At 45.3% G+C, this 6,156-nt stretch carries 9 protein-coding genes; 4 read left to right on the forward strand and 5 right to left on the reverse strand.

Annotated elements, in window-relative coordinates; translation table 11 throughout:
- Positions 1 to 273 precede the first annotated feature (273 nt).
- Positions 274 to 522 (reverse strand): hypothetical protein, encoded by a 249-nt coding sequence (locus BLU57_RS15290; protein ID WP_090322783.1) that lies wholly within the window; start codon positions 520 to 522, stop codon positions 274 to 276.
- Here BLU57_RS15290 and BLU57_RS15295 point away from each other — a divergent pair.
- The 4 genes from BLU57_RS15295 to BLU57_RS15945 all read left to right on the forward strand — a co-directional run bounded on the left by BLU57_RS15295 (position 506) and on the right by BLU57_RS15945 (position 3,069).
- Complete coding sequence (locus tag BLU57_RS15295) at positions 506 to 901, forward strand: hypothetical protein (RefSeq protein ID WP_090322786.1); 396 nt, start codon at positions 506 to 508, stop codon at positions 899 to 901. The two genes, BLU57_RS15290 and BLU57_RS15295, sit on opposite strands and share 17 nt — an antisense overlap.
- A 336-nt stretch (positions 902 to 1,237) precedes the next feature.
- Positions 1,238 to 1,357, forward strand: a complete 120-nt coding sequence (gene smbP, locus BLU57_RS15300; RefSeq protein WP_090322791.1) for a small metal-binding protein SmbP — start codon at positions 1,238 to 1,240, stop codon at positions 1,355 to 1,357.
- A gap of 122 nt (positions 1,358 to 1,479) precedes the next feature.
- Positions 1,480 to 2,601: a TIGR03118 family protein gene (locus BLU57_RS15305; protein WP_090322794.1), complete on the forward strand. Its 1,122-nt coding sequence runs from the start codon at positions 1,480 to 1,482 to the stop codon at positions 2,599 to 2,601.
- A 273-nt stretch (positions 2,602 to 2,874) separates the two neighbouring features.
- Entirely contained in the window at positions 2,875 to 3,069 is a 195-nt protein-coding gene (locus tag BLU57_RS15945) for a cupredoxin domain-containing protein (protein ID WP_143027009.1), read from the forward strand.
- Between the two features lie 257 nt (positions 3,070 to 3,326).
- On the opposite strand, the gene BLU57_RS15310 is transcribed toward BLU57_RS15945, so the two are convergent.
- The 4 genes from BLU57_RS15310 to BLU57_RS15325 form a co-directional block, all read right to left on the reverse strand.
- Positions 3,327 to 3,620, reverse strand: a complete 294-nt coding sequence (locus BLU57_RS15310; RefSeq protein ID WP_090322796.1) for a type II toxin-antitoxin system RelE/ParE family toxin — start codon at positions 3,618 to 3,620, stop codon at positions 3,327 to 3,329.
- Positions 3,621 to 3,863: a type II toxin-antitoxin system ParD family antitoxin gene (locus BLU57_RS15315; protein ID WP_090322802.1), complete on the reverse strand. Its 243-nt coding sequence runs from the start codon at positions 3,861 to 3,863 to the stop codon at positions 3,621 to 3,623. It abuts the gene before it with no gap.
- Between the two features lie 160 nt (positions 3,864 to 4,023).
- The gene (locus BLU57_RS15320) at positions 4,024 to 4,749 is read right to left on the reverse strand and encodes a M48 family metallopeptidase (RefSeq protein WP_256206334.1); all 726 of its coding nucleotides are present in this window, start codon (positions 4,747 to 4,749) and stop codon (positions 4,024 to 4,026) included.
- Positions 4,739 to 6,049 carry a type I restriction enzyme subunit R domain-containing protein gene (locus BLU57_RS15325; protein WP_090322807.1) on the reverse strand — a complete coding sequence of 437 codons (1,311 nt, stop codon included), beginning with the start codon at positions 6,047 to 6,049 and terminating at the stop codon, positions 4,739 to 4,741. Before BLU57_RS15325 ends, BLU57_RS15320 begins: the two co-directional genes overlap by 11 nt.
- Positions 6,050 to 6,156: the final 107 nt, after the last annotated feature.

The raw sequence follows: 6,156 nt of genomic DNA on the forward strand, positions 1-6,156 counted from the left end.
CAGCTTACAGGCTTAAGATTGGTACACTTTTATTCCGCGATTGCGACGAAATTTAGCGCGCCTCAGTGGTACATTTTTACACCGCTATTTATACTTATCGGTGGTTCAATTTTAGCTGTTTTACATGCTTCTAATAATGATCTAAATAATTGCGGCGGGTGGTACGGCGTATATCGCGTACGGTTTTCTCAACACTGCGGTTTTGAATGTTCTTCTCTGTCATCATCGTTCCTTTTTTAGGGTTACGATGAGCCAAAACTCTCTCTTATGCAATCAGGCTATTTTGTCCAACTTGCGCTGACGGGATACAATGAGCAAACCATGTCCAATCATCAATCCAAAGGCTCGCAACGTCATCGGCCTGTATGTGACGAATTGGTTGATATGAATCACCCCATCGTCAGAATACGGCTTACAAGCATCACTGACGCGAACTTGCAATATCAGCGCGGCCGGTACACCTCTCAAAGCTTCAATTAAATCGACCTTGGCGCATATCCGCCATTTGTACGGGGATGACATCCCTGATGCGCTTGTACGAACTACCGTTTATTTAGTTTACGCGGAAAATGCCTCACTAAAAGTAAAAAAAACTCCAGAAGGTAAGCAAACTATTATGCGTTGGTTGGATGAGTGCCAGATCATTCGTCGATATTCCAAGGAGGAATATCCAAAACTTGTAGTTGGCTACAAAGGGATCGCTGGTGGTTGGTTGCAGCTTCCCAAGAATGTATCGCTAGTGGAAGTATTGGCTATAGCGATGGGTTTTGTGATGAATAACCGTGGTTTCGGGGCATACATCAGCTTGTCCGCAACCGAAGGCGTCCGAGTGCAACTGCCTTATGGGATTAATTCTCCTAAAGAGTATCCTCATATCTGGGTTTACAATCCATATTTGTAAGCAAACAACTACAGTAAAAATAAGCATAATGCTTATTCACTTATCGATCCAGTATCTCTAGTATGAAAATGGAAGGATTAAGAAATTCTCTGATTGATTCAAGGAATTAGTGGAATTTGAAGTTCACCAATATAAATATTATTGCGGCGATTTTCGAATTCGTATCCACCTGATCTTCTAATAAAAGCAAATGATAAAAATAACAATTTTATGTTCTGATCATCGTTAAACTAAACCTAAGATGAGTTGTAAAAATGCACATGAAAATTTTTACATTATTTATTAGCACTTGATTCGTGACTCTTTTCTCATTGAACGTATTAGCGGAATCAAGTCATGTATGACGGTATTAAGTGTTTGAATGACGCTGTCAAGGAAAGCGACAGTGGAAATACTGACGCAGCCAAGCAAGCGGCTACTGATGCTGTAAGACATTTTAAGCAGGCTACAAAATAATTCAATTTAAATGAAAGTGCTTATTATCTTTATTTCTTAAATCTTTGCACTGGTCGTTGCACATTTAGTACTTGGCGTATATGCCTTTCAATGCACCGGCCAGTAATTAAAGGAGCTTTATCATGCATAAAATCCGACTCCATCGTGCAGCATTCGTAACTGGCCTATTCTTAGTCACATTCGCACTTCCTTCCCACGCTGTATTATTCAATATCAATAACCTCGTCACTGATGACCAAAGTGCTCATGCCGCACAAATTACCGATCCCGGTCTGATCAATGCCTGGGGATTATCCTACGCACCGACAGGACCATTCTGGGTATCTGCCAATGGTACCGGAACATCTCCATTATATAGCGTTGACCCGGCGACTCAAGCGACCAGCAAGTCAGCGTTAACTGTTACGATCCCGGGTGCAGGCAGTGTTACGGGGCAGGTTTTCAACGGCACGAGTGCTTTTAATGGCGACCGGTTTTTGTTCGTCAGCGAAGACGGTACTGTTTCCGGATGGCGCCCAGCTTTGGGTTCGACCGCCGAAACGCTCGCTGTCGCATCCGCCACTTCGCTCTATAAAGGTGCGGCCTTCAGCACAATTGGCAGTGATAGCTACCTTTATGCAGCCAATTTTCATACGGGTGCAGTCGATGTGTATAAAGGCTCCACCTTATCTCCGGCACTCACCGGCACATTCACCGATCCAAGCTTGCCATCGGGTTATGCGCCATTCAATATACAAAACTTGGGTGGTACGCTTTACGTAACTTATGCTCAGCAAGATCCACTTTCACCGGATGAAGTTGCTGGACCAGGGCTGGGTCTCGTGGATGCATATGATCAGCAGGGAAATTTTCTTGCCCGCATTGCCACGGGTGGTAGCTTGAATGCACCTTGGGGTTTGGCGATTGCACCATCTTCCTTTGGTTCAATGGCCGGTGCGCTGCTGGTCGGTAACTTTGGCGATGGCCACATCAGCGCCTTTGATCCCGCAACGCACGCATTTCTAGGACAAGTTCTCGGCAATGACGGTAATCCACTTGTAATCGACGGGCTTTGGGCGATATCACCCGGCAACGATGGCTTGGCTGGGAGCAGTCATTTGCTGTATTTCACCGCCGGTCCTGACGATGAAAGCCATGGATTGTTCGGCGTAATGACACCGGTTCCGGAACCATCAGTCTACGCAATGCTGCTCATCGGCTTGGCATTGACCAGTTGTGTGATCAGATATCGGAACTGCAATTAACTGATTTACCACACAGTGACTGCGCTTATATTAAGTAAGAACCAAGAATCATGTTTTACTGCTTTTTCTGTGTGGCCTATTCAATGGAATAATTAGTAATTGTACACAAGGAAGTTTGAATAAGTAGCTGTACCTACATAGAGAAATAAATAAACATATTATTTGTATGCATCCTTAATTTCTTGAAGTGATGACAACTCATTTCATCATGACTTCCTTAGTAATTACACGTTACTTACTGAAGCTTTATACATAATTGTCACCATGTGTCATATGAAAGAGCATGCAGAAATGATGCGCTTACACCCCTATATGAAGCATACAGGATCTAACCGCATAGATGTGCTACCTGGTGAGCACAAAGAACTCATTTGGCACTTTACTAATAGTGGCACAATTAATTTTGCTTGCAATTATTCAGGGCGCTTTAAAATGATGCGTGGAAAAATAAATGTTGAAGCGGAATAGAATTTTTATAATGGGGTAACTATTGGGGTAGCATGGTTTTGTTAGAATAAAATATTACTTTATTAATATCGTGTTGTAATATCTATTCGGTAGCCGCCGTCCCAATAAGTGGTCTAATCCAGACCACTCAAGACCAACTAAGACTCATATAATACGGGGTCTTAGTTGCAGTCTCGCAAATCCCCCATTAGTCTTGGCTGATTTTCAAAAGTCTTGGTTGTGGAATAGCAATGACACAAATTTGCCGCTGAACTCACTTATAAATGCTGCTCAATATCCATGCGGACATGCAGGATGCGAACAATTTCAATTTGATCTTTTTCTTTATGGCGATAAAAGATCAAATGCTTACCAACACCAAACTTATAATAACCTTCCCGAATATCATTGCATACGCGCCCGATTTGTGGATTATGCGCAAGATCATGAAAGGCCGCATCGAGCTGAATCAGATAACGCTTTTGTTGCGTCTTTCCCCATTGTTTACGAGTATACCGGCCAATCGAAAGCATATCGTCCCTGGCCTTTTGCGTCAGGGTAAACGATCCCATCTAATTTTCGCTTTCCAATTCATCCAGAATGCCTTGCAAAGAATAATCCGATGTGCCGCTTTTCTCACCTTCAATCAAAGCGCGCCGCAATGCTTCCAGTTTGGCTTCACGTTCTTCAAGTAATCGCAACCCCGCCCGTATAGCTTCGCTGGCCGAACCATAACGTCCCGATTCAATTTGGTGAGCTAGAAATTTCTCGAAATGTTCACCCAGTGTCACACTGGTATTCTTTTGTACAGGCATAATCGCCTCCATGCAAAGTTACCGATATTGAATCGTAATATTTATTGGTATTTTACAACAAATAATTATTTGCAATAACTTGCTCTATTTGTCATTCACTGCTGCTTGATTCAGTGCCTGAGAGATTCGTACAAAATGGCGTGATGTTGTTGAAGTAAGATCAATACCCCCAATCCTCATGCCTAACAGGTAAGCGATTCAGTTCTTCACGGTAAAACCGCCATTTCGGCATGAATTGATCCATCAAAGCGATAAAACGGCTGTTATGTGATGGTTCCAGCAGGTGAGTCATTTCGTGCACAACGATATATTCCAGACAAGCCTGCGGTTTCTTCGCTAATTCCGTATTGATACGGATACTGCTGGAATGAACGCTGCAACTGCCCCATTTGGTTTTCATTCTTTGCACGTAAAACCTGTGCACGGATACACCCATGCGTGGCTGCCACTTTTCAATCAATGCCGGAATCGATTGTTTGAGATTGTTGCGATACCAGGCTTCCAGAATAACCTGCTTTTTTCCCCGGTTCGTCCCAGGGCGTACCGATAGCAACATTTTGCTGTGCCTCAACTCAATGGACGGTGGCGCGTCTTTTTCATCAAGCCTCAGCAGATAACGCTTGCCCCAGACAAAATGGGATTCGCGGTCGATATATTCCCGTGGCGCTTCGCGTTCCTGCGCACGCAATTTGTTTTGCTGTTTTTTTATCCATCCCAGCTTGGATATCACAAACACCCGCACGATATCCGGCGTCATGCTGAACGGTGCCGATACTTTGACCTTGCCATCCGGCGGGTAGACGCTGAGATGAACATTCTTGATGTTTTTATGGATAACTTCCACATCCAGGTCATTCAATTTCATCGTCAGGATTTCAGTAGTCACGTTGCTGTTTGACGATGGCGAAAATCCGCTCGACTTCGTCGGCATCCTTCACGATGTCGAAAATGGCGCGTTTAATCTCGTTCTCTTTTGCCTGATTCCCGCGCCAGCCATCTTGCTTGTGATCTTTTACTGCGTCATTGAGTTGCAACGCCAGCGCCTCGTTTTCGCCTACATTGCTATACAGCACGCGCTTGGCTTGGGTATTCAACGATTCCGGCAGATTGTCCGGTTGTTTTGTTGAAACTTGCCTGGCAAGATCGGCAATCTTTTTAAGGTAGTCCTGGTAATTGATGGCATTTTGCTTACGCTGTTTGATGATTTCATCGAGCAGTTTGGATATCTTCTCAAAATAAGCCGGATCGAGCAGATGGTTCCTGATGATGTGGCTGCGCACGTTGTTTTCGATGGTTTCGGCCACCGCTTCCTTGTTGACTCTAATGCCAGCAGGTAAAGCGCCGATGGCTTCGGCGATGCCGCTTTTCTCGATGATCTCCAAAATCGGCATATCGCCAAACGGCGAAATCACCACCGATTCCTCCGCCTGGATATAACGGTCAATCAAATAGCGCATGTCCGCTTCATACGCTTTCAGATCGATTTTTTCACCGGCGGCGTTTTTGATGATATCGCGTAATTTCAGGTAATGATCGACGCGGCGCTGGATATGTTCCACCGCATCGACGCTATAACCAGCGGCTTCCATATCGTCGCCGATGTTGGCATAGGCGCGGATCAGGTTGACGGTGGCTTTGTATAACGCCGTGCGCTGCACTTCGCGCGCTTTCAGATCGTCCGGGATTTCCGGGTTGCCGCAGAAATAATGCATGTGTTGCAGATCGCCCTTGGGTGGCTCCACCTTCTCGCACAGCAGTTCCAATTCTTCCAGCGCGTCATCCAGCCACTCGCGGCCTTTTTTCAGCCTGTCTTGCAGCAGGATGTCGCAATCCCCGGCTTCAAACTGATCGTAATCCAGTTCGCCGGTATACACTTGAATCGCGCCGGTGCCTTTGTCGTTCACCAGCTTCTTGAACAAATCCTTGTAGTCGACGATAAAACCGAACTTCTTGTCGTCGCTGTCCAGCCGATTGACGCGGCAGATCGCCTGGAACAAGCCGTGATCCTGCATCGATTTATCGATGTATAAATACGTGCAACTGGGCGCATCGAAACCGGTCAGCAGCTTGTCGACCACGATCAACAGCTTCATCGCCGCCGGTTCGTCGACAAAGCGTTTTTTCGCCCGGTCCTCATAAGTTTCCGTCCGCGATTTGCCGGGATCGGCTTTGACATCCTTCAGCAAGGTTTCATAAGTTGTAAGAATTCCTAGCGTTGTTTACAGTATTCAGGAGAATACTGTAGATGAACATACACAAACGCACTCGCTTAACATTATTGGATCGTCAGGAA

The organism is Nitrosomonas oligotropha (genome assembly GCF_900106555.1).
Classification (GTDB): Bacteria; Pseudomonadota; Gammaproteobacteria; order Burkholderiales; family Nitrosomonadaceae; genus Nitrosomonas; species Nitrosomonas oligotropha_A.

What these genes read in the sequence shown, in the direction of transcription:
- BLU57_RS15290 (WP_090322783.1), bottom strand. Translation starts at nt 522, where the DNA reads ATGTCATCCCCGTACAAATGGCGGATATGCGCCAAGGTCGATTTAATT.
- smbP (WP_090322791.1), top strand. Translation starts at nt 1,238, where the DNA reads ATGTATGACGGTATTAAGTGTTTGAATGACGCTGTCAAGGAAAGCGAC.
- BLU57_RS15305 (WP_090322794.1), top strand. Translation starts at nt 1,480, where the DNA reads ATGCATAAAATCCGACTCCATCGTGCAGCATTCGTAACTGGCCTATTC.
- BLU57_RS15945 (WP_143027009.1), top strand. Translation starts at nt 2,875, where the DNA reads ATGAAAGAGCATGCAGAAATGATGCGCTTACACCCCTATATGAAGCAT.
- BLU57_RS15310 (WP_090322796.1), bottom strand. Translation starts at nt 3,620, where the DNA reads ATGGGATCGTTTACCCTGACGCAAAAGGCCAGGGACGATATGCTTTCG.
- BLU57_RS15315 (WP_090322802.1), bottom strand. Translation starts at nt 3,863, where the DNA reads ATGCCTGTACAAAAGAATACCAGTGTGACACTGGGTGAACATTTCGAG.